Source organism: Tumebacillus avium, assembly GCF_002162355.1.
Lineage (GTDB): Bacteria > Bacillota > Bacilli > Tumebacillales > Tumebacillaceae > Tumebacillus_A > Tumebacillus_A avium.
Map to the genome: position 1 here is coordinate 1,860,947 of NZ_CP021434.1, position 24,397 is coordinate 1,885,343.

Annotated in this window: 25 protein-coding genes; 15 read left to right on the top strand and 10 right to left on the bottom strand. The window is 53.3% G+C overall.

Annotated features, from left to right (window positions below):
- Nucleotides 1-12 precede the first annotated feature (12 nt).
- Entirely contained in the window at nt 13-1,272 is a 1,260-nt protein-coding gene (locus tag CBW65_RS08855) for a stalk domain-containing protein (protein ID WP_087456507.1), read from the top strand.
- Nucleotides 1,273-1,310: 38 nt separating this feature from the next.
- Here CBW65_RS08855 and CBW65_RS08860 read toward each other — a convergent pair whose 3' ends face one another.
- Nucleotides 1,311-1,634, bottom strand: coding sequence for a hypothetical protein (locus tag CBW65_RS08860; protein WP_087456508.1), 324 nt, complete (start codon nt 1,632-1,634; stop codon nt 1,311-1,313).
- 148 nt (nt 1,635-1,782) lie between these two features.
- Here CBW65_RS08860 and CBW65_RS08865 point away from each other — a divergent pair, with 148 nt between their 5' ends.
- Nucleotides 1,783-3,456 (top strand): thiamine pyrophosphate-binding protein, encoded by a 1,674-nt coding sequence (locus CBW65_RS08865; RefSeq protein ID WP_232463470.1) that lies wholly within the window; start codon nt 1,783-1,785, stop codon nt 3,454-3,456.
- Between the two features lie 33 nt (nt 3,457-3,489).
- Here CBW65_RS08865 and CBW65_RS08870 read toward each other — a convergent pair whose 3' ends face one another.
- The 4 genes from CBW65_RS08870 to CBW65_RS08885 all read right to left on the bottom strand — a co-directional run bounded on the left by CBW65_RS08870 (nt 3,490) and on the right by CBW65_RS08885 (nt 8,638).
- The gene (locus tag CBW65_RS08870) at nt 3,490-4,737 is read right to left on the bottom strand and encodes an MFS transporter (protein ID WP_087456509.1); all 1,248 of its coding nucleotides are present in this window, start codon (nt 4,735-4,737) and stop codon (nt 3,490-3,492) included.
- 136 nt (nt 4,738-4,873) lie between these two features.
- On the bottom strand, nt 4,874-5,374 hold the full coding sequence (locus CBW65_RS08875) for a GrpB family protein (protein WP_087456510.1): 501 nt from the start codon (nt 5,372-5,374) through the stop codon (nt 4,874-4,876).
- A gap of 17 nt (nt 5,375-5,391) precedes the next feature.
- Entirely contained in the window at nt 5,392-6,594 is a 1,203-nt protein-coding gene (locus CBW65_RS08880) for an MFS transporter (protein WP_157721843.1), read from the bottom strand.
- Between the two features lie 103 nt (nt 6,595-6,697).
- Entirely contained in the window at nt 6,698-8,638 is a 1,941-nt protein-coding gene (locus CBW65_RS08885; RefSeq protein ID WP_087456512.1) for an ABC transporter ATP-binding protein, read from the bottom strand.
- Nucleotides 8,639-8,761: 123 nt separating this feature from the next.
- Here CBW65_RS08885 and CBW65_RS08890 point away from each other — a divergent pair, with 123 nt between their 5' ends.
- The gene (locus CBW65_RS08890) at nt 8,762-9,619 is read left to right on the top strand and encodes a phosphatase PAP2 family protein (protein ID WP_087456513.1); all 858 of its coding nucleotides are present in this window, start codon (nt 8,762-8,764) and stop codon (nt 9,617-9,619) included.
- 91 nt (nt 9,620-9,710) lie between these two features.
- Here CBW65_RS08890 and CBW65_RS08895 read toward each other — a convergent pair whose 3' ends face one another.
- Complete coding sequence (locus CBW65_RS08895) at nt 9,711-9,914, bottom strand: hypothetical protein (RefSeq protein WP_087456514.1); 204 nt, start codon at nt 9,912-9,914, stop codon at nt 9,711-9,713.
- 453 nt (nt 9,915-10,367) lie between these two features.
- Between CBW65_RS08895 and CBW65_RS08900 the strand changes: the two genes are divergently transcribed.
- From CBW65_RS08900 to CBW65_RS08935, 8 genes are all read left to right on the top strand, one after another.
- Nucleotides 10,368-11,660, top strand: coding sequence for a helix-turn-helix transcriptional regulator (locus CBW65_RS08900; protein WP_087456515.1), 1,293 nt, complete (start codon nt 10,368-10,370; stop codon nt 11,658-11,660).
- Nucleotides 11,653-11,841: a hypothetical protein gene (locus CBW65_RS08905; protein WP_087456516.1), complete on the top strand. Its 189-nt coding sequence runs from the start codon at nt 11,653-11,655 to the stop codon at nt 11,839-11,841. Before CBW65_RS08900 ends, CBW65_RS08905 begins: the two co-directional genes overlap by 8 nt.
- A 162-nt stretch (nt 11,842-12,003) precedes the next feature.
- The gene (locus tag CBW65_RS08910) at nt 12,004-13,314 is read left to right on the top strand and encodes a helix-turn-helix domain-containing protein (RefSeq protein WP_198299790.1); all 1,311 of its coding nucleotides are present in this window, start codon (nt 12,004-12,006) and stop codon (nt 13,312-13,314) included.
- Nucleotides 13,315-13,327: 13 nt separating this feature from the next.
- Entirely contained in the window at nt 13,328-13,825 is a 498-nt protein-coding gene (locus tag CBW65_RS08915) for a helix-turn-helix transcriptional regulator (protein WP_087456518.1), read from the top strand.
- The gene (locus tag CBW65_RS08920; protein ID WP_087456519.1) at nt 13,822-14,037 is read left to right on the top strand and encodes a hypothetical protein; all 216 of its coding nucleotides are present in this window, start codon (nt 13,822-13,824) and stop codon (nt 14,035-14,037) included. The genes CBW65_RS08915 and CBW65_RS08920 overlap by 4 nt, the downstream gene beginning before the upstream one ends.
- Nucleotides 14,034-14,552: a helix-turn-helix transcriptional regulator gene (locus CBW65_RS08925; protein WP_157721846.1), complete on the top strand. Its 519-nt coding sequence runs from the start codon at nt 14,034-14,036 to the stop codon at nt 14,550-14,552. Before CBW65_RS08920 ends, CBW65_RS08925 begins: the two co-directional genes overlap by 4 nt.
- Before the next feature lie 50 nt (nt 14,553-14,602).
- The gene (locus CBW65_RS08930) at nt 14,603-15,022 is read left to right on the top strand and encodes a helix-turn-helix domain-containing protein (RefSeq protein ID WP_157721847.1); all 420 of its coding nucleotides are present in this window, start codon (nt 14,603-14,605) and stop codon (nt 15,020-15,022) included.
- Between the two features lie 117 nt (nt 15,023-15,139).
- Nucleotides 15,140-15,697: a helix-turn-helix domain-containing protein gene (locus CBW65_RS08935; RefSeq protein WP_087456522.1), complete on the top strand. Its 558-nt coding sequence runs from the start codon at nt 15,140-15,142 to the stop codon at nt 15,695-15,697.
- Nucleotides 15,698-16,669: 972 nt separating this feature from the next.
- Here CBW65_RS08935 and CBW65_RS08940 read toward each other — a convergent pair.
- Nucleotides 16,670-17,344, bottom strand: coding sequence for a polymorphic toxin type 44 domain-containing protein (locus tag CBW65_RS08940; RefSeq protein ID WP_087456523.1), 675 nt, complete (start codon nt 17,342-17,344; stop codon nt 16,670-16,672).
- 142 nt (nt 17,345-17,486) lie between these two features.
- Here CBW65_RS08940 and CBW65_RS08945 point away from each other — a divergent pair, with 142 nt between their 5' ends.
- A complete protein-coding gene (locus CBW65_RS08945; RefSeq protein ID WP_087456524.1) occupies nt 17,487-17,855 on the top strand; it encodes a DUF5412 domain-containing protein in 369 nt (122 codons plus the stop codon).
- Nucleotides 17,856-17,923: 68 nt separating this feature from the next.
- On the opposite strand, the gene CBW65_RS08950 is transcribed toward CBW65_RS08945, so the two are convergent.
- Nucleotides 17,924-19,561 (bottom strand): S-layer homology domain-containing protein, encoded by a 1,638-nt coding sequence (locus CBW65_RS08950; protein ID WP_087456525.1) that lies wholly within the window; start codon nt 19,559-19,561, stop codon nt 17,924-17,926.
- Nucleotides 19,562-19,623: 62 nt separating this feature from the next.
- On the opposite strand from CBW65_RS08950, the gene CBW65_RS08955 reads away from it, so the two are divergent.
- Nucleotides 19,624-20,202 (top strand): 5-formyltetrahydrofolate cyclo-ligase, encoded by a 579-nt coding sequence (locus tag CBW65_RS08955; RefSeq protein ID WP_087456526.1) that lies wholly within the window; start codon nt 19,624-19,626, stop codon nt 20,200-20,202.
- Here the strand turns inward: CBW65_RS08955 and CBW65_RS08960 are convergent.
- Nucleotides 20,199-21,824 carry an S-layer homology domain-containing protein gene (locus tag CBW65_RS08960; RefSeq protein ID WP_157721848.1) on the bottom strand — a complete coding sequence of 542 codons (1,626 nt, stop codon included), beginning with the start codon at nt 21,822-21,824 and terminating at the stop codon, nt 20,199-20,201. The two genes, CBW65_RS08955 and CBW65_RS08960, sit on opposite strands and share 4 nt — an antisense overlap.
- A 133-nt stretch (nt 21,825-21,957) precedes the next feature.
- Nucleotides 21,958-23,097: a GGDEF domain-containing protein gene (locus CBW65_RS08965; RefSeq protein WP_157721849.1), complete on the bottom strand. Its 1,140-nt coding sequence runs from the start codon at nt 23,095-23,097 to the stop codon at nt 21,958-21,960.
- A gap of 174 nt (nt 23,098-23,271) precedes the next feature.
- Between CBW65_RS08965 and mobA the strand changes: the two genes are divergently transcribed.
- Both mobA and CBW65_RS08975 read left to right on the top strand, forming a co-directional pair.
- Nucleotides 23,272-23,877: a molybdenum cofactor guanylyltransferase gene (mobA, locus tag CBW65_RS08970; RefSeq protein ID WP_087456529.1), complete on the top strand. Its 606-nt coding sequence runs from the start codon at nt 23,272-23,274 to the stop codon at nt 23,875-23,877.
- A gap of 2 nt (nt 23,878-23,879) precedes the next feature.
- The gene (locus CBW65_RS08975; RefSeq protein ID WP_087456530.1) at nt 23,880-24,386 is read left to right on the top strand and encodes a hypothetical protein; all 507 of its coding nucleotides are present in this window, start codon (nt 23,880-23,882) and stop codon (nt 24,384-24,386) included.
- The last annotated feature ends 11 nt before the right edge of the window (nt 24,387-24,397 follow it).

A 24,397-nucleotide genomic window follows, 5' to 3' on the forward strand; every position in this document is an offset into this window, starting at 1 on the left:
GGAGAGTTGCAGATGAAACGATTTTGGGTGAGTCTGATCGCCGCCTTGTCGCTGGTTGTGCCAGGCGGGATGTTTACGGAGCGAGCGGAAGCGGTTGGGATGGCGATGGGCGCGGTGCAAACGCCGTCTGTGGTGCTGGACGGGTATCACCTGCCGATCGATCCGCAGCCAATTTTATATAAAGATCGTGTGATGGTGCCGTTTCGGCCGCTGGCCGAAGCGCTGGGCATCAAGGTGGAATGGGAGCCGAAGACCTCGACGGTCATCGCCGAGAGCGGCGGCAAGGAACTGCGCATGCAGATTGGCAACAAGACCGCTTGGGTAGGCGGCAAGGCTGTCCAATTGGATGTGGCGCCGTTTATCACAGAAGGACGCAGCTTGATTCCGCTGCGCTTTTTCAGCGAGCACGCCGGAGCGCAAGTCAGCTGGAACGACAAAACGCAGACGGTGAGCATGGAGTCGCAAGAGCGGGATTTGCATACGATGGTGTTTTACGGCTTGGGTTCGTACGGGCAGAAGGAGTATCTGCCGTACTTTGACGAGGCCTCTTTTACATGGAGCAGACTGGATGCTAATGGAGTGCTGGTCACCGATGAGAGCGAATACCAGTGGCCGGCAGCAGGCGCGGAGGAGCTCATGCAGGAAGTGCAGACGGCGGGCGTCGACACGTCGCTGATGGTCTTTTCGGTCAATGAGCAGGGCGAGCTGACCAAGCTGCTGAACGATGTCGCGTTGCAGCAGCGCTTTGCGAACGACCTGGCTGCTTTGCTGGTGCAAAAGGGCATCGGGGGCGCGTATCTCGACTTTGAAGCGCTGGCCCCGACCGGATCGAAAGACATCGCCACCGTGCGGGCGCAGTATGCGGCGTTTGTGAAGCGGGTCGCCGATGTGCTGCACAGCAAAGGCAAGCAGCTGACCGTTGTCGTGTCACCGCTGGAGCACGGCTGGTACCGTGGCTATGACTACAAGGCGCTGGCGGCGTCGGCCGATGCGCTGTTTATCATGGCATACTCCTATGTTGAAGACAAGCTCCCGCAGCCGGTCGATAAGATCGATGATGACATTCGCGCGGCGGTGGCAGCGGTCGGCCCGGAGAAGCTGATCCTCGGGATCAACGCTTACAGCGAGACTGCGCAAGGGGTGCAGGAGAAGATCGGCCTGGCGAAGCGGTACAATCTGCATGGCGTGGGCTTCTGGATCTTGCGCGTGTTTGACGACCCGTTTATGGATGCGATCGATGCGAAGCTGCTGCTCCGTCCGGAGCTGAACTAAAAAAGGCAGACCCGGCTATGGTGCAGGGTCTGCCTTTTTTATGCAATTTCATAGCCGAGCGCTTCGATGATCGAGACGGTGGCGCGGTGCGCGAAGTAAAACAAAGTCTTGGAAACGATGCCGACGACGACAAACTCATTTTCCTCGTGGTCGATCATCTGCCAGAGGGCAAAAGCGCGTTGGTTGTAAGAATACCGGCAGTGAATGATGTAGTCTTGTTCATTAGAAGTGAGCAGCCGGGCTCGCAATCGAATCTGGTCCAGCTCGAATTCGATGTTTTCGAGACGAAAACGATGATCGACATGGTTGACGGGCAAGATTTTCGATTCGACGAAATTAAGAGTATCGCGGAGCGTTTTCATGTCAGATTCACCGCCGTCATTGATATCGTTAATGATAGGTATAATCTATTGTAGCAGAATCTCGTGATGTACGGTATGGGTATGCCAGTCAGTTTTTGCGAACATCCTAACGTTGATCTTGGCAATGGGAAAGGATGGTTCGACAGAAATGGTGACAGGTGAGGTTCAGCAAAGCATACAAGCGGCAACGATGCCAACCATGCAGATTATGACGGTTGCCGATACTTTTGTCAAACAACTGGAAGCGTGGGGCGTGGAGCGCATCTACGGCGTGATGGGCGATACGTTTTTGGACTTTTTGGATGCGGTAGAGCGCTCTTCGATTCAGTTTGTCGCCGTCAAGCATGAAGGGACGGCAGCGTTTATGGCCTCGGCGGAGGCGAAATTGACCGGCAAGCTCGGCGTCTGCATCGCGACATCGGGGCCGGGGATGGCGAACCTGCTGAACGGGCTTGGCGACGCCTATCAGGACAAGGTGCCGGTGCTGGCGATCACGGGGCAGGTGCCGACGAAAAAGATCGGGACGGACACCAAGCAGTATCTGGACCAGCAGGTGTTCATCGAGCCGCTGGCGGCGTATTCGGCGCTGCTCTCCGCGCCGGACGCGACGGTGGAGCTGGTGACGAAAGCGATGCACACAGCAATGGAGTGGGGCGCGGTGACACATCTGTCGGTGCCCAAAGACCTGTGGAGCCAGCAGCAGACCAACGCGGTGCGCAAGCCGCCGCAGTTGGTCAAAGGCGTGGTGCAGTTCAACCCGCAGGATGTCGAGCAGGCGGTGGCGATCATGAAGACCGCCCAGCAGCCGGTCGTCGTTGCCGGGATCGGGGCGCGGGAAGCTGCCGGGGATGTGGTGCGGCTCTGTGCAGCGTGGGGCGCCGGGCTGATCCTGTCGTTGGGAGCGAAAGGGATGATCGAGGAGAGTTTCCCGCAACTGCTCGGCGGCATCGGCAAAGGAGGCAGTCCGCAGGCGTCGCAGCTGTTGAAAAAAGCGGACGTGGTGCTGCTCGCCGGGGACACGTGGTGGCCGGAAGGGTATGTGCCGGAGACAGCCAGACTGATTCAGATCGACTATGCGGCGGCGAACATCGGGACGCGCTTTTCGGTGGAGCTCGGGCTGGTCGGCGCGACCGGGCAGGTGCTGCCGGAGCTGGCCAAGCGGATGGCCGGGCATGAGCAAAATGAGCAATGGCTGACCTATGTCGGGCAGCAGCGGTCGAAGTGGTATGCGCAAGTGGAGAAAGAAGCGACAACCGAAGGGACGCCGGTGCATCCGGCCAGGCTGGTGCGGGCGCTGCAGAACACGGTGGCAAACGATGCGGTGCTGTGTGTAGATACCGGGGATCATACGGTGTGGTTCAGCCGGATCTTCGCCGGCAGCGGGGAGCAGAAGACGCTGTTTTCCGGGACGTGGCGTTCGATGGGATTTGGGCTGCCGGCGGCGATGGCCGCTCAACTGATCCAGCCGGAGCGGCAAGTGGTGGCGCTGGTCGGGGACGGGTGTCTCGGCATGACGCTGGCCGACCTGTCGACGGCGGCGCGCTACAACCTGCCCCTCACCGTGGTCGTGGTCAACAATGGCAACCTGCAGATGGAGACCGACCGCCAGAAAGTCGGCCAGCATACGACGCTGGGATCGGACCTGACCAACCCCGATTTTGTCAAAGTCGCCGAAGCGTGCGGCTTGGCCGGTTTCCGAGTTACCGATTCCGCCGAGCTCGACCAAACGCTGGAGCAAGCCTTCGCCCTCCCCGGCCCGGTCTTGGTCGATGTCAGCACCCTTCCGCTGACGTTCCCCAACACGTCGCCGCAGGAGGGGTAGTAGCAGGCAGAATAGTAAAACGCCCTTTCTTGTCTAAGAAAGGGCGTTGTTTTTTGGCACGGTCGATGAAGAATCCGGGCCGGGGAAGAACAGCTTGCGGGAGGACACGACACCGATGGCGGCGGTGATCATCAGGGCGCTGAGGATGTAGAGTGAACCGGTAGCGCCGGTGTAGATGATCGTTTGCGTGAACAAGGTAAGCAGCGACACGCGCATCGCCATCCCAAAGGCGTTGAAGAAGGAGTTGATCCGCCCGATCAGGTGGTTCGGCACGATCTCCATCAGCACCGTGTTGCGCGCCACGCGAATCCCGGCGTTGCCCCAGCCGTGCAGGAACTGCATCGCGATAAAGATCAGCGCCGCCGGGAACATGGCCGTCATTGTGATCGCGACTGCATACACCACGCCGGTCGCAATCGTCGTGCGATAGGAATTCAACCTGTTCATCAGATAAGGAATCGTCAGACCCGCCACGATCGCGCCGATCGCATAGATCGTGCTGCCTAAGCCCAGCACCGTAGCGCTGGCGCCAAGCGTCTTGGTCACATAGATCGGGAACAGATAGTTGCCCATCATCACCCCGATAAACGGCATCAAAGCGGAGATCAGATACAGATTGAGCAGCGGTTTCGTCTTCAGGTAGTGATAGCCCTCTTTGATATTTGCAAAAAACGAAACGTTCGCCGCCGCATTGTCTTTGCGCTGCGGTTGATACGGCACCAGGAAAATCAACACCGCGCCGATCAGATAGGTCATCGCATCGACGACCAGCAGATGCGACAGAAACACCTTGTCGATGACCAGCGAGGCCAGACCGCCGGAGATCATCGTCGCAAACTGGTTCTGCACCTCCAGCACCGAGTTCAGCGACCGGTACTGCCCTTTATCAAATATCTCCTGAATAAACGCAAATTTCGTCGGGAAGTAGATCGAATAATACAGCGACCCGCCAAAATGAATCGCAATCAACTGCCACGTCTCAAATTGCCCGGTCACATATCCCCACAAGGCAAACACCAGCACGGTGGTCAGTCCCATATACTCCGCGAACAACAACGTCTTCTTTCGCGAAATCCGGTCGATCAGCACCCCGATGTACGGCGATGCAAAAAACAGCAGCAACGTCGAAAACAGCGTCGCATACCCAAAAATCTGATCGCCACCCGCCCGATTCACGAGCAGCCACGGCACGGCGATCATCGTGATCCCCGACCCGATCGACGAGAACACGTTCGCCGTCAACAAATACTGAATCCGTCTGTCCTTCAACACTCCAAACATACCCGTTCACCCCTCACATGGGAATCTCTGCATTTATTGTACTCTCAATTCCATACTTTGTATATAGTTATGTATAAAAACTTTTCCAAATCTGCCCAAAAAGAAAAAGCCCCTGCGCGGCAGCAAGGGGCGATGTTCAACGTAACGCCTGAAACTCCGGCGTCTCGATCAACTTTTTGAAAAAGTCGTGCTTGGCGATCCGATAGGCGTCATGATCATTTCCTTGGAAATAACTCTTCAGTTGATTGTACAGCACCACATAATGCGGATGGGCCAGCATGAGCTCACGGAACTTCCAGAAAAAATCGTAGTCGCTGCCGATCACCGTCAACTGCACCCCCAGCGGCGGGGGTAGCGTCTCCTGTTGGAAGGCGCGAAAACTGTCCGTCTGGATGCTGCCGTCATTGAGCTCGTACAGTTCGGACAGCACCTCAACCGCTTTTTCAAAATCAGCCTCGGCGACGCGGACTTGGATGTCGAGGTCGCCTTTGGTCAGCGAGCCGGGGACGGCCGTGCTGCCGACATGCTGGATGTCGGCGGCAGGCAAGACGGCGAGGATGCGTGTTTGCTGTTCGGCAAACAACCGTTCGGCAGCCGCGCGAAACTGCATTTCGTCAGCAAATTGGACTCGCTCCATGAAGCACCTCCCCTGTGTTAAAGCGAAATGCTCTGCTTGCCGCCTTTCATGCGCAGATTGCCAAGACCTGCGAACAGCGACAAGATGATCGCCCCGTGGAAGATCATCACCATCACCGAAAGCGAAGTCGCGGCCAGCACATGCGGCGCGACCAGAAAGCCGATGCCAAATCCGGTGCGGTTGAGGAATCCGGACACGCCCATGATCCGCCCGCGAATCTCGTTGTCGCTCTGCTGCAGCAAAGTCGCTTTCGACGTGACCGAAATAGCGTCGAAGATACCGGTCAGGAACGCAAACAGCAAAATCAACGGCACCGTCGTCGAGGACAGGAACAGGATAAACCCAAACGACAAGCCAAACGTCGAGTACAAATAGGTTAGAGCAAGATTCTTGCGGAAAAAGCTCAGCTTGGGAATCAGGAACGAAGAGACAACGTTCCCGGCGCCCCAGACCGACCAGAACAGCCCATAGTAAAACGCCTGCCGCTCCGCATCGACCATCTCCGCGAGGAGGGGAATGCCGAGGTTGTGCGATGCGGAGCCAAACGTGTCGATCACATACACGAAAAAGACGGTGAACAGCACCGGGTGCAGTTTTAAATACGCGGCCACATCGCGGAAGTCGCGGCGCAGGGAGAGCACTTTTGCCCCGAGCGGCTTGGACTCGACTTTGTTCCACTGCACGCGGTACAAAAAGGCGGCCGAGAGCAGGTACGAGATCGCGTCAAACGCAAACACCGCCTGGTAGCCAAACTTCTGATAGAGGAAACCGCCGCCGAGGAAGCCGATCACCATCGCGATCGAGCTGAGCCGGGAGACGAGCGCGTTGATCGCCAGCGCCCGCTCTTTGCCGTAAATTTCAGGCAATTCGGCGCGGAACGAGACTTCAAAAAAGGACGAGCAGAGCCCGATCGCAAAGCGCACCAGCAGGATCAGCCACGGGTCGGGCGCAAAGATCAGCGTCGAGATCAGTGCGGCGCGGGCGATGTCGGCGAAGATCATGATCTTTCGCCGTTCAAAGCGGTCGGCGACCACCCCGGAGATCAAGCTCGACAAAAACCCGCCGAGCACGCCGGACAACAGCATCCCGGACAGCCACAGCGCACTCCCGTCTGTCGCGACCAGAATCAGCGCCCCCATCGCGATCACATCCATCCGCACGCCCAGTTCGGACAATGCGTTGACGTACAAATAAGCCCTGCTGTTTTTGAGTGCAGTCATACTCCACACCTGCTTTCTGCGACTAAATAAATGAATGCAACTTAAGATGGTCATATCATAACACAGGGATAATGAAAAAGCATGCCCGTGACGGGCATGCTTTTTATTCGCTTTCCAGCTCGGCCCACTCTTCCATCAGGGCTTCAAGTTCGGTCTGTGCGGCTTCCAGAGCAGCGTTTTTCTCAGCAGCGACAACGTGGTCGTTGAAGACTTCCGGCAGGCAGAGGTCCGCTTCAAGCTGGGCGGTCTGCTCTTCCAGCTCGGCGATGCGCGCTTCCACTTTCGCCAGACGCTCAAGGCGCTTTTTGGCGAGGCGCTTCTGCTCTTTTTCCTGCTGGCGGCGGAGCTGGTAGTCATCGAGCGGCGCTTCCTGCTGCTGCTGTTTCTTGCCAGCGGCGGCTTCTTCCCGCTCTTTGCGCTCCGCTTCCAGTTCGGCCTTCTTCTCCACATAATCATCGTAGTTGCCGAGGTAGGACGTGATGCCGTCTTCGGACAGCTCGACGACGCGCGTCGCCAGGCGGTTGACGAAATAGCGGTCATGGGAGATGAACAGGAGCGTGCCCGGATAATCGTCGAGCGCATTTTCCAACACTTCTTTGCTCAACAGGTCAAGATGGTTGGTCGGCTCGTCGAGGATCAGGAAATTGGCGTTAAGCAGCATCAGCTTGGCCAGCGCCACACGGCTTTTCTCCCCGCCGGACAGGGCGGCGATCGGCTTGGTCACATCGTCGCCGGAGAACAGGAAGTTGCCAAGCACCGTCCGCACCCGCGTCTGCTCCAAGTTGCGGTAGGTGTCCCAGACTTCGTTCAGCACGCTCTTGCCGGGTGTGAGGTCTTCCTGCTCCTGCGTGTAATACCCGAGCGACACGTTGGTGCCCAGCTTGATCCGTCCGTGCAGCGGCTTCAGGCGGTTGTTGATCGCCTTGAGCAGCGTCGTCTTGCCGATCCCGTTCGGACCGATCAGCGCGATGCGTTCGCCGCGAAAGACGTTCAGGTTGAGGTCATGCGACAACACCTTGTCCGCGTAGCCGAGCGACACGTCGTCCACGACCAGCACTTCGTTGCCGCTCTGCTTGTCGATGTTAAACGAAAAATGCGCCTGCTCCTGAGACAAGGTCGGGCGGTCGATGCGGTCGATCTTGTCCAGCATCTTGCGGCGGCTCTGCGCGCGCTTCGTCGTCGTGGCGCGGGCGATGTTGCGGCGCACGAAGTCTTCCAGCTTGGCGATCTCCGACTGCTGCTGGTCGAAGCGCTTCATCTGCTGTTCGAGGTCGGCCGCCTTCTGCTCCAGGAAATCGGAGTAGTTGCCTTTCCAGCGCTTGGTGCGGCCGCGCTCCATCTCGTAGATCACGTTGATCAGCGAGTCGAGAAAATAGCGGTCATGCGAGACCATCAAAAGAGCGCCCGGATAACTTTTCAGATAATCTTCCAGCCAGGTCAAAGTCTTGATGTCCAAGTAGTTGGTCGGCTCGTCCAAAATCAGCAGATCCGGCTGGGTGATCAACAGCTTCCCGAGCTGCAGGCGCGTCTTCTGCCCGCCGGACAGCGAGTTGACCAGCCGCCCGTGCATCGCTTCCGGAAAATCCAGCCCGTGCAAAATCCCGCGCACTTTCGCTTCTGCCGCGTACCCGTTCTGGTCGGTAAACTCCTGCTGGAGCCGCGCATACTGGTCGGTGAGCTGCCCGTATTTGACTTCATCTTCATAATACGCCGGATCGGCCATCAGCACTTCCAGCTCGCGCATCTTCGCTTCGATGCGGTAGACATCGGCGAAGACGGTGATCATCTCGTTCCAGATCGTCTGCTCCGAGTGGATCTGCGAGGTCTGGGCCAGATAGCCGACCGTCGTCTCCTTGGACATGTGGATCGTGCCCGAGTCGGAGGATATCTCGCCGGCGATCACTTTTAAAAAGGTCGACTTCCCGGCCCCGTTTGGCCCGATCAGCCCGACCCGCTCGCGGTCTTGCACGACGATCGATACGCCGTCCAAGATCACGTCCGTTCCGTATGACTTGCGTATATCATTCGCTTGCACGAGAATCATGTTTTATCACCTGAAATCTCTCTGGAATTATCCTCTAAGTGTACCCCAGCCGCCCCGATCTGAAAAGGATTTCTCAACTCGTCCCGTGAAACATATATATGAGACGATAAGGGGGCTGCCAACTTGCAAAAAGACATCCTGATCTGGATCCAAGGCTTTGCGGCATCATGGCTGGATACGCTGATGATCGCGTTTTCCTTTGTGGGAGATGAAGAGTTCTACGTGGCGACGGTGCCGCTGATCTATTATTTGATTTCCAAACGTGTTGGCGTCCGGCTGGCGATCGTGCTGTCCTTGTCGACGTTTGTGAACTATGCGCTGAAGTTCTTTTTCAACGCGCCACGCCCGATCGGGGTGGACGGGATTCGCAGCTTGTATACGGAGTCTGCGCCCAGCATGTCCTTTCCCAGCGGTCACGCCCAAGGCTCGGCGACATACTGGGGCTATCTGGCCACACAGGTCAAAAAGCCGTGGTTTTTCGCGCTGGCCGGGGTGATGATGTTACTCATCATGCTGTCCCGCCTCTATCTCGGCGTCCACTGGCCGATCGACGTGGCGGCCGGGCTGCTGTTTGGCCTCGTGTTTGTGGCGGGCATCGTCTGGGTGGACGGTCGGCTGATGGAGCGACCGCTGTCGTTTGGCGTAAAATTGACCTTGGGCATCGTGCTGCCGCTGTTGCTCCTGTTTGTCTACCATGAGCCGGACGGGCGCAAGATGATCGGCTTTTTGCTCGGATGCTGGAGCGGCTATGTGCTGGAATCACACACGCTGCGCATGGCGCTGCCGGAGTCGATCTGGAAGCGCATCCTGCCAACCGCCGTCGCCATCGCGATCGTGTTTGGCCTGCGCGCCCTGCTCAAAGAAGTGCTCCCAACCGACGCGCCGTGGGATCTCGTGCGCTACCTGCTGATCGGAGTGACCGCGACCCTGGCTGTGCCGTGGCTGTTTGTGAAACTGCGCTGGTATCCGCGGGAGAAGTGATGGCTATGAACAAATGAAAGGCCACAATGACCGCGTATAAGCGGCATTGTGGCCTTTCTTCGAACTAAAAAGACCACCGAATACGGAGGTCTCATGGGTAAGAGATCTTGATCTCGCCATTTTTATATTGCTGAATGAACTTAGACATAGCTTCTTTAATTTCCTCTTTTGAATCTGTGGGAGGAACTGCAAGAACTCCGGACGGATCGATATTGCTCGACTGTTTTGCACCCACAGATACTCGGAGGGTTTGTCCCGTTTGTTTCGGTACGAGCATAACTTTGCGCTTCAGCATAATCACGCCCCTTTTTTTGCAAAATTGGTGCCGTTCTTCTATACCTCTTCCATTATAGCAAGTCCTCAAACGAGAAAAGCACGATTTGCGGAGCAAAAGGGGACGGAATTTGCTCAAAACCGGGTGTTCGAAAAATTCAATCCATCGAAACCCGAAGATGTCCCCCAACCGTTGATCAGGTCAGCTAATTTATCTTAAGAAAGTCCGCGGGCTTTTCTCTTCGGTTTGCAGCCAGTCAACTCAATGATGATCGTCTCCTTCTTGAAATAGGCGTTTTTGCTGCGCGACCAAGATCTGCACCCAGAATTCCCCCCAGCACATGGGTAAATAGCCAATACTCACCTATCAACAAGAGTTGACTATTTTTAACTCCAAAGATATTTACAGCAAACAACCCTCTCGGTATAATTTTAACAGAACACTTTAATAATCCATGACGAGCAGGTGTGAAATTTGTTAGTTGACTTCAACGACACGACAATTGGACAACGGTTTAAGATAATCCGAACGGATAAAGGGTTTTCACAAGCTGAGCTCGCAGAAGGGATTTGCTCGACTTCTGTCATCAGCCAAATCGAGTGTGACCGGAAGTATCCTTCAGCAGAGACGCTTGGGAAACTTGCGGAAAAATTAAGCGTACCTCTCCGCGAAATAATGGGGATGCAAGAAAAACAGATGGACGTTGCATTTCAAATTGAATTGGTACGAGTACACCTTGAAAGGACAGATCATTCTCATGCTCTTATACTGATTCAAGAGCTGGAAAGAAGCACTGACTTATTAGAGCATCAGCGAGTATCTCTTCTCTATTTGCGAGCAGAATGTCTCATTCAACTTAGTCAGTTTGACGTGACCTGCTCGATCCTGATTCCATTTATCGAACAACAACAGATCCAACAATCGATTGAAGACGAGATGCTATGCGATCTCTATAATAAATTGGGAACCGCCTTTTTCAAACTCAGGGATTTTGAAAAGGCTTTTTCAGCTTATGAGCAGGGGTATCGTGTTTCCCTCCGCCTGAATCACTTTGGGCTTATCCCAGCTAGGGTGACCAAAAATTTAGGTCTGACATGTAATCAACTTGGGTTCAAGAAAGAGGCATCGCGATATTTAGAGAAAGCATATGCATTCTACAGTTCGGTCTCGGATATGAAAGGCATGGCGAATACACTTTTTGCCCTGGCGATTGCAACTGGTGATGCTGAACGATTAAAATTAGCTCGTTCGACATATGAAAGTCTTAACTTAGTCTATTCTGCCAATGTGGTCAAACAGCATTATGCTTACCATGTCGAATCCAAACGAGACTATAGGAAGGCTGTCGATGATTTGGTTGCAGTGGCATCTGAATTTGAGAAAGTCGAGCAGACAGGGATGGCCATCTATACATTATCGAGGGCTGTGATGGTGTGTATCGATCATACAGATATCGAACTGGCAGAATTGATCATGCGTGACGCGACCATCAAGCAATCTAAAATGGACGTCGAAGATAATTACATGATGGCCTTATACTATCGGTCAAAAGCCAGATACTGTTTAGAAACCGGTCTTCTTGACGAATGCGTGGCCCATTCAGAAAAGAGTGCAGCTATGTATGGTATAATTGGGATGAGTGCTGAGGCAGCTGAGTCACTTCAACTCGCCGTAAGTTCTTACCAGCGCCAAGGACAAATCGAGAAAGCACTCGTGGTATTGAAAAGATCATATGATTTGTTAAAAAGGAGTGGCGATATTGAATAAATCATTGTTGCTTTTTTTGGCTATTGGTCTAAGTATAGTTCTTAGCCTGCCTGATGCAACCAAGAAGAATGTAGCCCATGACATTGGAACAGAACCTGATACGGCTCCAAAGTACTTGGCTCATGACATTGGACCGGAACCTGATACGGCTCCAATCTTCTACAAATTCAAAATCAGCTAATCTCTATGAATTTACCAGACTAGTACATCTTGTACCATGTACCTGTAAGATGTAAAGAAGGTACAAAAAGTATACATTTATCAATGGATCTATGTTGGTTAAAATCACCATTGTAAGAGATTCTTCTTACGTGGTGATTTTTTTTATTTGGAGGTCATGACGATGCCAACTGATAAGCTGCCTACTATGTTCGACTCTTTTGGGCAACGCCTGCGTGAACTTCGCTTGAAAAAGGGTCTCACCCAAATCGAGCTAGCCAAAGGGATCATCACCCCCAGCATGATCTCGCAGGTCGAATCGGATCGCGCTCGCCCGTCGTATAAGGTATTAGCAGCACTCGCCTCGCGTCTGGAAGTTCCGCTGGAACAGCTTTTGGAGGGTGTTCATTTGGAGTTGGAGATTGCGAGCCAATACAAGATGGCGCTGAGCATGGTCAGGGCACGGGAGTTTAAAGCGGCGGTGCCGTTGCTGGATGGCCTGTTGAGAGCTTCACAGCATCGGATTCCAAGGTCGAGCTTGACGCTGGAACTTGCCCGCTGTCATCTTGAATTGGGGAATGCAGAAGAAGCCGAGAAACTGCTGAATGAATTGTACCAACTGGCAAGCGCACAGCAGGATGACCAGTTGCTGGCGGTGACGCTTCTGCATCTGGGGAAGGTCGGGGTGCTTGCATTGGATTTGCCAATGGCTCTTTTCCATTCGGAGCGGGCTTGGGATGTGCTTCAGAGGGAAGAGGCAGTGGACCCGGATTTGCAAGTACAGACCTTATTGCAACTGGCGAAACTGCATGAGCAAGTCGGAAAAATTGCAGCGGCCGTCAAGTACTATGAGCAAGCACTGCTGCTTAACCCGGGCGATGGTGAAAAACGGGGAACGATGTACCTCCGTTTGGCCGAAATGTACGACTGCTTGAAAAAATATGAGCAGGCAGAAGAGTATGCATCCAAAGCTGCTCTGATCTTCGAGGAGCATGCAAACAAGCAGCAGCGGTTCGAGATGCAACGGCGCTTGATCCTGCTGCAGCGCGGGTCGGACGATTGGCATACGTCTGTCCAACAACTGGTGTCCCTTGCGAACCAGCAGGAACGCGATGGTGATGTGAACAACGCTGGTAAAATCTTCTCCGACCTCGCGCTTCTCTGCTTCGAACATCAGGCTTATGAGGAAGCCTGCACGTTTGCTGAACAAGCAAAAGGCTGTCTGACTGGCTCAGACCCGGCGTTAGGGAATACATATCGCGTCTTGTCGTTGGGCGCTTTTCACCGCGAGGATGCGACATCAGGCAGGGAATACCTCGACAAGGCGGTCAAGATTTTTGAAAAGCACAGCATGGTTGCAGCGCTGGAAACTTTCACGATTGACATCTGCCAGTATTTAAACGACAAGGGCGCGCACCAAGAAGCGTTTGAGCGGATGGAGCGCACGCATAAGTACATGATCACACAACTCGCCCAGCGTGGGATTGTGTTGTAAAGGAGTGAGACATTTGGAACTCAACCGTCTTCAGAAGGAACAGATCAGCTATATCCACCTGCCCGACCCGGACAACGCTGAGGAGTCGATCTATCTCCCATCTTACGTCATCTCCGAAACACAAGCCTACGTCATCTGCGACGGTCATCTGGAACTTGCGGTCATCAGCCCAACATTCAAACCAAACGTGTTTGAACTCGTCTCTTTTTCCAATCCGATCTTCTATGTGGGCAGCGATGAACAAGCCGTTTTTTATGACCTGACCACGATGGGCTTTATCGACTTCGCTAAGAAGTACATGCACACAACGTTCCATGAAAAATGCCGGCGTAACCTGATCGAAGCCCGCTGGCGAAAGCAATTGACCGTGAATGAGGTCGCAGAGCTACTGCAGATGCCAATCCATGACTACCTCCGCATTGAATACGGGACTTCAATACCCTCGGTGGACGCTGCGTATTCTCTAGCGAATTTGCTTGGCACATCGATCGAAGGGCTCTTCTTCCCATGATGGCAGCACCCGTTTTGGACATGCTGGAGCAGTTCGAGAACATCTCACAGTGCCAAGCGATCCTCAGCCAAATTCGCGAACTGGAATCCGAGATCAAAGAACGTGTGGATGAAGAGTCCTGGCAGTTAATCATTCGCTGGGAGGAGCTCTGGGTGCAGATCTTGGTCGAGCAGCAAAAACATCTTCTTCCAAAAGGAGACGATCATCATTGACCATTCACTGGCTGGAAACGAAGAGAAAAGCGTATGGGCTTTCTCAAGAAAAACTGGCTGACCTGATCGGGGTGCACCGCTCATACGTCTCGAAACTCGAGAAAGGCCGCCAACCAAGCGTTGAAGTCGCACAACGGTTGAGTGATATTCTTGCTTTCCAATGGACTGAATTTTTCGAACGCAGGGTGTCAGAGTGCACTGCGCCCCCTTTTGTTCCGCAACTCGTGCTTGTCTCTTTTGAGAATTCAAGTGACGAGCATCCACATACGATCATGGAAGAAAGCCTGCTCTTTTGCCCGGTTCTCGCCATCTCCCGAATGGAGAAATGCTTGGAGAGTGGTTGTGTGACTTTTTGGGTACGGCGAGTTGAGCAACTTGAGAACTCGACGTATTACCGAGAGATTGCGTCTTATCCAGACCTGTTGTTTTATGACTCGGAAAAGTTGCTTCAGGACATGACATGCCTCACATTTGCTGGTCTTTTGCATAAATATTTTGCGGAGGACACGTTTTAATGGAAACACATATTGGAGAATTTCTCCGAACGAGGTGGATTGCAAGGGGGATGTCGATCCGACAAGTCGCTCTCTATGCTGGTGTTTCGGGCTCGTATCTTTCCTTATTAGAACGGCAGATTGTCGGAACGAATGGACCGACACCGAAGTTTTTGAAGAAGCTCTCAAAACCTCTGGATGTTCCATATGAGCTGCCGATGAAGGCTGCCGGACATTACGACGATTTCATCTCCGGCGTAGAGACCGTGCCGGTATCCTTTTTGCCACTGCTTCGATTCGCTCTGCTTGATGACCAGGAACAGTTTGCGGAGCGAATTGGTCTGTCCGTTGCAGAACTGCGGGACTTGGAGGCCAGCACAGAATTAACCGCAGAGACTGTCAGCATGATTTTCAACAGCTTGTTTGCAAAACATCTGGCTTTTAAAGCATCTGAAAAGGAGATGTTTTTTTCTGGTGCAACGAACATTTGAACGGGATTTTGAGTTGAGCCGAAAGTTGGAATCATTGCTCCAGTGGTTCTTTGCGGTTCATGGGAAACCGAATCAAAAGAACACAAAGGCATAAAAAGTTAGGAAGGTGTCAGAAGCTTGGAAAAGAGATTTGGATCTTACTTACGTGAAAAGCAAGCGAAGGACATGTCCATTCGCCAGTTGGCGTTATATGCCGGATGCTCCGACTCTTATCTATCTTCACTGGAACGAAACATTTCCGGCACACGTGGCCCCTCTCCCGCCATCTTGCAGAAATTTTCAAAACCGCTCGGAGTTCCATTCGAACTGCTACTGCAAGCCGCCGGGTACTTTGCCGATTTTCACAATGGTGTTGAAGTTGTCCCTGTCCCTATACTGTCCATCCTCCGAGAATCCTTGCAGGACAGCGAAGAAGTGTTTGCCAAGCGACTCAATCTGACCGTAGACGAGTTATCCAAGTTGGAGGGAAATCCGGATTTGACCGCCGGAACGGTGCGCGTACTTTTCGATAATCTTTTCGCACGGCAAGCCCAATTCACTTCATCCGGGAAAAGGGACCTGCTGTTAATTGAACAAACGTTTGAGCAGAATCAGGCACTTGGCCGCAGGTTGCAATCCTTACTGCAATGGTTTTTTGAAACAGAAGATGGTTACTTGATATCTAAAGAGAAATAGAGGAAGATAACGACAATACACCAATCTGCAACTTCCCCCCGCTACTATAGCTAGGGTAGCGTTGTATCTCAATAACCCTTTCCCGCTACGTTGAGCCAGGGCTGGGTTATTTTTGTTTTTAGCAGGTGCTCTCAATTTTCGGGCACTTGTACAAATGTTATGGTGAGGCATGTGAGGCAGTATCGAGGTTTGCGAGCTGGGGGATTTACTTATACGACAGAATGCGGTTTCTGAGCTTCTGAAACGATGGGATTTCGTACCTGGTGCGTTTCAGAAGCTTGATTTTTGTATTGGTGCCTTCAGTAAAAACCGTTCGTATATTTAATCTTGGACAAGACCAGCCGCTCTCAGCAGCGACCTGAGCAATGGAACGGGTGCGGCAGAGCTTAAACAACCACGCTGCCATTCTGTACAACGACCATACCTCGCCAGCGATGGATAACTGCTCAGAGAACAGAACTCTGCAACGAGCGCAGCGGAATCTCCTTTTCTCGCAGAGTTAAAAGGCACGTTGATCTCGAACCGGTCGATCTTCAATCAATTGTTTGCGTCGATCATGTAGCGATACCTCCACCGGCCACAATCAGGACAAGTCGGAAGGCTTATCGCCTTGACAAGAACAATCAAAACATTATTGCGATCCGTGACGGTTCCTAGCACGGAGAACTCTGGAAAATCATGTCTCATGTTCGATAATGATAGACTGGGAATGCATCTGAAACGCTTCTCTCAAGTTTGCTGGTCACACAACAAACTTCGACAGAAGCGTCCCGGATGTTTTTTTATTTCCAGTCCACCACAAGAGACATTCTACAGCCTTTTCTTTCAGGTTTAACATCGCTCACGCGGTCATCTTTTTTTTCGTCAATTCTTGGACAGCAGAGCCTGTCAATTTACGGGATATTATAGGGCAGTAGTAACATAAAGCCAATCCTCATAGATTATAGAGGTTGGCTTTATCGATAAGACGAACTATTGGTTTTTGTTGGGTCTTTCCTTTAATTTGTCAACATCACTTTTCACCTTGAATCTAATTTCATTTTTCTCTTGTTTACTCAAAAGTTGGAACAGCGAAGTATCGATTTGAGAACTACTGTACGCGATGCTTCTCGGCCAACTGTTATTGTTATACATGCTGATACCATAGTTGATCCAGTACTGGTCTCGCGGGTCATCAAAATAACTTGAGTACCAACCGATATACGATGTACCAGAGTAAATCTGGTAGGCACCGGCGGCCGTTTTTAACAAAGTGTCAGAAAAGCCGGCACCTCTACCTACAAAACCGTAATGCATGTTGCCTACATCCGCACCAGTCACGTAGAGACCGTTGTAAAGGTATTGAACTGTACTGCCGTAGTATTGTTTATAGTCCCACACGCCACCCGTTCTAACCTTGCTTGCAAATTCTTTGCCTGTTGCAATCGGGTATGTTTGCTGATAGTCTTGTTCATTCATTGCGTAATATGCCATGTAGGCGGCATTTTTACGCATGGTGGTCGTGAAGCTGTACGTTAAGTCTTCGCCAATGGGAAGTTCCACTTCCGGTGTAGTCGTTGAATTTGTTGCTGCGAATGAGCTGTTTGTACTGAATGTGAAAATTGAAGAAACTGCAAGCGCTGTTAGTAAGAGGTTCTTTGTTTTCATTTCAAAACTCCTTTTCATTTGTAATACACCTACGTTATCATTGGTTTCTAAAAAATGGAATATGAAAAAGTAAAGTTTTCCAAATTTTCTTCAATGTGTTAATATTAATTATCTGCATAAAACGGAAGGAGGCATAACAAACTTGAAAAAAAAGGTCCTAATCGGCTGTAGTTCGTTTCTCATTCTTGTTTTAGGGATCCTTGCGTTTGCTGTATACTATTTTTTCTATTCGATGGATAGGCTTCCAGTAGGAGAATTCCTGACTCAATCAAGTTCACCTAATAAGACATATACGATAGACTTTTACTTAGTAAATGGTGGAGCTACAACTGATTTTAGTGTTAGGGGTGAACTCGTGATCAATAAAACGAAAGAAAGAGAGAATATTTATTGGGAATACCGAACCGAAAATGTAAAAGCGGTATGGAAGGACGAATATACTGTGCTGATTAACGGGCATGAGTTAGATGTAAGAAAAGACAAATATGATTGGCGTAATGATAAAGATTGAGAATATGGTTTGACTGTTCATAAAGCAGAAAAAGCTGACGGCTGCATACCGCATCCGTCAGCTTTTTCCTATTTCTTTACAAACTGATTCAAAATCACTGCCGCTTCGCCGCGTGACAAGTTCTGCTGCGGCCGGAACGTGTTGTCGGGGAAGCCGTGCACGCAGCCGTCGCGGGTCAGGCTAGCGATGGAAGCGCGTGCCCAGTCCGGCACCGACTTCCAGTCTTGGAACGCGGGCGCTTCCACATAGGCGTTCGGGTCGATCTGCAGCGCCCGGCCGATCATCGCCAGCGCTTCGGCGCGGGTGATGCTGCGCTCCGGGAGGAAGACGCGTTCGCCAGCCTGCACTTCGCCGCTCACCCAGTCTAGGGCGGCGAGGTCAGCGATGAACGGGCGCGACCAGTCGTCCGCCTTTACATCGGCAAACGGGAACTCGCCCTCCGGCTCCGGGGTCACGTCAAACGCTTGATGCAGCATCGTCGCAAATTCCTTGCGTGACACGTCACGATCCGGCTCGAACGTCGTGACCGATGTGCCGGACAACAGCTGTTTGCGCGTCATGTTGCGGATCGCGTGGTAGCCGAAGTAGTTCAGAGCGACATCGGTAAATTTCAGCTTGTATGTCGACAGGAACTCCAGCATCGATGTGCCGATGTTAGGCGACGACTTGGTTTTTGTCACCACATGCAGTTTGTGCGTGCCGTCAGACAGCTCGCGTGAATCCAGCACATACGGCATCAGGCCGGTTGGCGCGGCCAGGTTGTCGACAATCTTTTTGCCGTCCAGCCACACCTGCATGTACTCCACATCGCTCCAGTCGCCTTCATAGGTGACATAGTCCAGCAAATTCATCCGATCAGAGATGAAGTTTAAATTGCGATTGCGGAAATACACTTCCGGGAAATCCCGGCTCGGGATGTCCAACTCCGCAGCTTGAATCTTGAAGCCATACTGCATGTCCCATTGCTGATACGTATGCGTGATCGCAGCCAGATAGATGCCATCTTGGGGCAGTGTAAAGCGGATCGGGGACAACGGCATGGTTTGGGTTCCTTCCGACACGATCTCCTTGGTGTCGGCATCGCGAATCACCAGTTTGACCTGTCCGTCTTGGCCTAAGCCGGACGCGACCAATTCACCGGTGCCAGCTCCAGCAGAAAAAGGAAACTCGGTCAGGTCAGGAATCCAGCCTTGGTACGATGTGAAGTAGGCCTCGTTAAACAAATATTGCCCGTCCGTGCGAAAATTCACGGTCAGATCGTTTGGCAGCGGAAAGCCCCACGAGCTGACCAGCCCGTCAGCTCCGCCCTTCAAGGTGACGGTGTACAGCTCGTTTCGCTTCAGCCGCTGCAACCGCTCGATTGCAAGCGCGCGGCGCGAGGAATCCGGATAGATGTGGAACAGCGACGTCACATCCGCGCCGGCGCTGTTCGTAACGTGCACGGCACCTTGTAGGCTCTCCACGGTCGGAACATCATTAAACAGCAGATAATACGTGCCAAACGTGCGGGGAATCACCGCTACGTCCGGGACTCTCACCAGCGTTTCCTCGAGTGAAAGCGCCGGATGCAGCGTATAGGCCAGCCCGTCCAGCATCAGTTCGCCGTTGCCTTCTTCCGCCATGGCGGTGAAGGAAGGGAAGATCAGAGTTACAATCAGGCTCAGCGCAAGCAGCAACGGTAGTTTGGATCGTCGTGTGAAGCTCATGAAGCAACCTCCTTTTTCCAGTCATTTTCGGGTACACTTAGTTGCAAAAGGAGGGATTGCCGATGGACAAAAAAGAACTGCGCAAGCACTTGCTCACGCAGCGGCAAAATCTGAGCCGGGATGATCGCGCTCCGCTTGATGCGGCGATTTTGGCGCGCCTGACCGAACTGCCCGAAGTGCAGGCGGCGCAAACGATTTTGCTGTATCTCGATTTTCGCGGCGAAGTGGAGTCGGACGGCATGATCGAGTATTGCCTGACGCACGGAAAAACGCCCGTTGCTCCGGTCACTTTTAAAGAGGAGCGCAAGATGATCCCGGTGCGCATCACGTCGCTTGCCGACCTGCGTGAAGGCGCGTACGGCATCCGCGAACCGCTGCATCTGCCGGAGCTGGAAGTCTCCATCGAGCAGATCGACCTCGTGATTTTGCCCGGCGTTGGTTTTGACCGCAAAGGGGGCAGGCTTGGGTATGGCGGCGGCTATTATGACCGCTTCCTGCCCAAGCTCCGCCCCGAGGTGCCGAAAATTGCGGTCGCCTATGAAATGCAGGTGGTAGAGTCAGTCCCGCTGGAGCCGCATGATACGCTGCTCGACGCGCTGGTTACCGAAAAGGGCGTCTGGCGCCGGACATCGCCTGCTTAGAACGGCAAGAACTTGTACAGCATCGCTGCAGCTTCCGCGCGGGAGAGGTTGTCGTTCGGATGGAACTTGCCGTCGCCTTGCCCGCTCAGCCATTTGTTGTAGGTGAGGATGGCGACGGAAGGCTGTGCCCAGGCCGGGACGGTGTTGAAGTCGCTGTAGCTCTGGTAATAGCTCCAGTTCGCACTCGAATTCGCGATCTCATGGATGCGGCCGAGGATCGTCGCCGCCTCAGCGCGGGAGATGTTGCGGTCCGGGTAGAAGTACATGTAGGAGCCAACTTTTTCACCGACGAGCCAGCCTTGCTCCGCCATCGCTGCGATGTACGGTTTGGCCCAGCGTTTCGGCCCGACATCGTAGAACGGGGACGGGCGGGTCGCGGTGATGCCCAGCGTCTTGGCTGCCATCGTGGCAAATTCTTCACGGGTGACTTTCGCATCCGGCACAAACGTCGTCGCGGTGCGGCCGTTGATCGCGCCGATCATGTTCAACATCTCCACCTGACGCGACGCCCAGTGCTTGCGCGGCATGTCTGTAAAGGTCTGATGCCCTTCGGAGTAGAAACCAAGCACGGAGCCGCCGACGTTGTTCGACGTTTTGCTTTCTGCGGCGATGGTCAGCGTGTGCAGACCGTCTTTCAGCTTCGCCGGGTCGATCACCACTTTCTTCATGGAGCGGTCGGCGTTCAGAATGTTCTCCATGTACGGCTCTTCATCGATGTAGACATGCAGTTGTTTCACGCCTGCATCAGGTTTGATCAGTGCGGTGATGTCGCGGGCTTTGTCAAAGAGCTGGAAGTGCTTCCCGAGCGACGTGGTCAGGCGGGGGATGTAGGTGTCGTCCAACTTCAGCTCATTGGCCCCGATGTTGACCGCCACGCCGCCTTCCATGTCGGTGCTGGCGACGGCGACCGTCAGCACATAGCGTCCGCTGTGCGGCAGGTTCAGTTTGTAGACGCCGCCTTGCTGATATGTTGCGTCCGCAACCGTCTCCCCGGTCGCTTCGTCGGTGAGTACCGCTTTCACGCTGCGCGTCCATTCGCGGCTGTTCTGCCATTCGGTGAGAATTTGGAACACGAACGAGCCGGCTTCCGCTTCAAACGGCAGGACGGTCATGCTCGGCAGGGTCGGATAGGTTGCGTTTTGCAGATACTCCATTTTGTAATACGGCGCATCGTCCGTTTTAAACGTGACGACCACATCGCTCGGAATGGCCACACCGCCTTCGAGGACCGGCTTGGGGTCGCCTTTGATCGTCACGGTGTAGGTTTCGTTTTTCTTCAGGAAGCCGGAGTCGAGCGTTAAGGAAATCGTCTTGTAGTAGCTGAAATTCACGTTCAGCCCCGGATCTTGACCGGCGCTGTCCTGAACGGTGACGCGGGGACGCAGCGCGGCTTGATCGGTCACGGCGTGGGAAAGACCGATCAGGACCCCGGTCGAGTTCGGCGAAATCACGCCGCCTACGGGAACGGTGACATTGGCGAACTCGGCGCCTGTCCGGTTCGACGACGTGCTGATCCCGATGACCGCAAACGGTTCAGCCGCAGTGGCAGCCGAGACCGGGAACAGTGGAACGATCAGGCAAAGCATTAGTAACAGAGTGAACATACGATGAAGTCTATGCAAGTTGTTTTCGTCCTCTCCCAAAATGGTTCATTCTAGCACTCTTTAGTTTACGTAATTCATTGATCGTTTTACAGGAACGGATTTTTCCAATAAAAAAAAGAGAGGAGCGAACTCCTCTCTCTTGCATGCGATATTAACCTGCCGTATGCGATTCTTCCAATGCCGGGTTGTAGCGGCAGGTGCGGTTCTTGCCGGAAGTCTTCGCGACGTACATCGCTTGGTCGGCACAGTCGATCAGGTGCTGGTGGTTGTGGCTCGTCTCCGGGAAGGAGGCGACGCCGACCGAAGTGGAGACGCGCAGGAACTCGCCGTTGGCGAGCGGGATCTTCACTTTGTTGATCTCCTGGCGCAGGAAGTCGGCCATCACAAACGCATCGTCGACCGGCATATCCGGCATGATCACCGACAGTTCCTCGCCGCCGGCGCGGCAGGGGGTGTGGTAGGTGCCTTTTAAGACTTCTTTCAGGCGCTTGGAGATCATGCGCAGCACTTCGTCGCCGATCAGGTGGCCAAACGTATCGTTGACGCGCTTGAAGTTGTCGATATCAAACATGACGAGCGACACAGGATGCCCGGTCTGCTTCGCTTTCTCCACTTCGATGATCAGCTGCGAATGGAGATAGGAATGGTTGTGCAGGTCGGTCAGCTGGTCGAGCACCGCCTTGTTGTGCAGGTCAAACGTATACTCGGCCACTTGGCGCGAGATCGATTCCATCTCCTGCACCAACTGCTCTTTTTCCAGATTGAGCCGCGAGGAGACGGTGTTGGATTCCTGATGACGGGTCTCGAGGAGCGACAACAGCGGGAACAACGTCGACAAGAAGAGGAAAAACACCATCCGAATCGCGATCTCCCGCGGCGCTGCAGGTCCGGGTGCGATGATCATCACAGTCAGGTAGGCGATGTTCGTCAGCAAGGCAAAGATTGAAGTAAAATTGCACTTGTACATAAACGATGCCATCGCCAACAGCCCGTAATAGGCGTAGTAGATGTCGCTTTGCACGCCGCCTTGAACGTAGACCATCACTGAGACGGCGGCGAGGTCGGTGTAGAGCAATACGCGCCATAAATTCCAGCGCCCTTCTCCTTTGTTGTAACAGAACAGCATCGCGGCGGTTGTCAGCACGTAGTAGCCAAACGCCGCGAGCATGATGCCGTCAAAGGAGCTCGTATATGGGTTCCATGCAAACAGCAGCAATGTGGAGGTGATAAACGTTCGCAAAGTAATCAAAAGCGCTTCATAATTCGTAAGGAATCGAAAGAGGAACGTCACGGAACACGACTCCTTTCCCAGGGTTTGCATGGCAGTTGTAAAGCGAAAGTTGAAAAATCATACATATCCCCTAATGATAGTAGTGTATCATATGCTTGAACTCTGCAACAGAGCCTAAGGTTATATTTATTGAATAGTCACATAAGTAAAAATAACATTAAGGATGTAAATTCAATGCGAGGAATTCTTTTGTGCGGCGGAGCGTCGAGCCGGATGGGACGGCGCAAGGAATGGCTGGCTTTTGATGACCGGCCGCTTGTGCTGCATACGCTGGAGAAATTGCAGAGCGTGTGCAGTGACGTGGTGGTGGTGGCCCGCGAGGAAGCGGAGCTGGAGTCGCTCTTACAACTAAATGTACGAGCCATCCTTGACGAATATGCAGGTCAAGGTCCGCTGGCCGGTCTGCATGCCGGATTAAATGGGCTGGCTCCGGCGGAAAAAGCTTGTCTGGTCGCGTGTGATCTGCCTTTTTTGCGGGCAGAAATTTTAAAGGACCTGGCACAGCTGATCGACGAACAGCCAGGTACACAGGCGGTGGTGCCGCAGGAAGGGCAGCGTTTGTTTCCGGTCTGTGCGCTGTATCATGGACAAGTGCGGGAAATTGCGGCATCCTGTTTACAGAACGGGGAAAATGCGATGCGGGGTTTTTTGGCGAAGTTACAGGTTGGGTATGTGCCGATTGAGCGGTATGCGGCGTATGACCCGTCGCCTTTTCTCAATATGAATACGCCACAGGATTATGAACTGGCGCGCACTTTATGGAAGAAGGAAGGTCGCTGAACATGGAAGATCGTTATCATCTGGCGCTTGGCTACGGCGGAGACCGCGGGGCGAGCGCATGGTTTGAGTGGAATTTCCGCTGCTTGATCGGGCAGGAGAACAAGGCCGATTTTGCGGCACGAGACAAGTTTATTCAGGACTTTGTCAGCGCTACCGAAAACGGGCAGGAATATGTGATCGGCGCGCCCGACCCGAGCGCCGACTATGTGCGGGCGTTTGCCGAGTTTGGCAAAAAGGCGCTGGGCGAGCGGGAAGACCTGTTTGTGTTTTACATACTGGAAGACGCGAGTGCGCCTTCGAACCAGTTTCGCATCTATTTGAAAAAGGATGATCCGGAAGCGGAACTGCCGGAGTATCAGATGTACGTCGACGGCTTTGACGTGCCGCGCGATGCGCTGGTCTGGATGCAGGAGCAGATCGGCTGCCGGTTTTATGTGACGGAAGACCGCGCGGAGATGATGATTGAGTTTCCGTATCAAGGGCCGGAGGAACTGCCGGTCATTCAGTAGGGAGGCGCTTG